The organism is Roseibium sediminis, from assembly GCF_008711325.1.
Lineage (GTDB): Bacteria > Pseudomonadota > Alphaproteobacteria > Rhizobiales > Stappiaceae > Roseibium > Roseibium sediminis.
Genome location: NZ_VXDB01000071.1, coordinates 1 through 1,486, shown reverse-complemented (window position 1 = coordinate 1,486; position 1,486 = coordinate 1). Strand labels below are relative to the sequence as shown.

At 59.0% G+C, this 1,486-nt stretch carries 1 protein-coding gene; it reads left to right on the top strand.

The window, feature by feature from the left end; translation table 11 throughout:
* Positions 1 to 46: 46 nt before the first annotated feature.
* The gene (locus F0155_RS23075; protein ID WP_204934619.1) at positions 47 to 1,453 is read left to right on the top strand and encodes an IS30 family transposase; all 1,407 of its coding nucleotides are present in this window, start codon (positions 47 to 49) and stop codon (positions 1,451 to 1,453) included.
* The last annotated feature ends 33 nt before the right edge of the window (positions 1,454 to 1,486 follow it).

The window sequence follows — 1,486 nt, the reverse complement described above, 5'->3', positions numbered from 1 at the left end:
GGCAGATTCAACCGGTCGTCGCAACATCCCGTTCCAGGAGGTGTTGATGGTTACAGGAAGACGGAAATCAGAACGTTCAACACGGTGCAAATTGTCCTCGCCAGGGCGGCCACCGGTATGGCAGCGTGAGAACCTGTGCCGGTTTTGGCAAGGAGTAGCGTCGGGCCTGTCCAGTGAAGAAGCCGCCGCAGGAGCCGGCGTCTCCGGTCCCGTTGGTATCCGGTGGTTTCGGAGTTCAGGTGGCATGCCTCCTACACATCTATCGCCCTCAGCAACATCACTCACGAGTCGAAACCTTTCGTTTAGGGAACGGGAGGAAATTGCTTTGGAATGTGCGCGGGGCACGGGAGTGCGTGCTATAGCGCGCAAGCTGGGTCGGTCTCCCAGCACAATCTCGCGTGAGATCAGGCGCAATTCGGCGACACGCGGCGGCGACTTCGAGTATCGGGCCATCACAGCGCAGTGGCATGCTGATCGAGCCGCACGGCGGCCGAAGGCGGCAAAACTGGCAACCAATCCTGTTCTCCGTGACTATGTGCAAGACCGGCTCGCCGGGCGGATTGCAACACCCGACGGCATCGCCTTCGATGGCCCAGTCGTGGTATGGAAAGGGCGACGGGCTGTTCATCGGCAAAGTCGACGCTGGTCCACAGCTTGGAGCCCGGAACAGATTGCGCGGCGTCTGAAGCTGGACTTTCCCGAGAACCCGACCATGCGCATCAGCCACGAAGCCATTTATCAGGCGCTCTACATTCAGGGTCGAGGTGCCTTGAAGCGAGAGCTATCGGCCTGTCTGCGCTCTGGACGAGCACTGCGTTTGCCCCGCGAACGTTCTCGTAACCGAGGCAAGTCCTTCCTCGCAGATGCTTTGATGATCAGTGATCGTCCGCCTGAGATAGGCGACAGAGCGGTGCCCGGTCACTGGGAGGGGGATCTCATTCTCGGTCTCGGCAGCTCAGCAATCGGCACGCTGGTCGAACGTACGACACGGTTCACAATGCTTCTGCACCTCCCACGCATGGAGCGCCATGGGAAGGACAAGTCAGTCAAAAACGGCCCAGCACTTGCCGGACATGGTGCTGAAGCGGTCCGCGATGCCATCGCCGGAACCATCATGGATCTGCCGAAACATCTCCGCCAATCATTGACTTGGGACCAGGGTGCGGAGATGGCTCAGCATGCACAGCTCCGTTTCGAAACTGGCCTCGAGATCTACTTCTGTGACCCTCAAAGTCCCTGGCAACGCGGGAGCAACGAAAACACCAACGGCTTGCTGCGCCAGTACTTTCCGAAAGGCACGGATCTCAGCCAGCATGGGGCCGATGAATTAAGCGCTGTCGCGCATGCTCTGAATACCAGGCCTCGAAAAACTTTGGGCTGGCGCACACCAGCAGAGGCTCTCGACCAGTTGCTCAAAAAAGATATAGTCAAGGATGTTGCGACGACCGGTTGAATCTGCCTTGGACGCCACGATCCGAGTGATGGA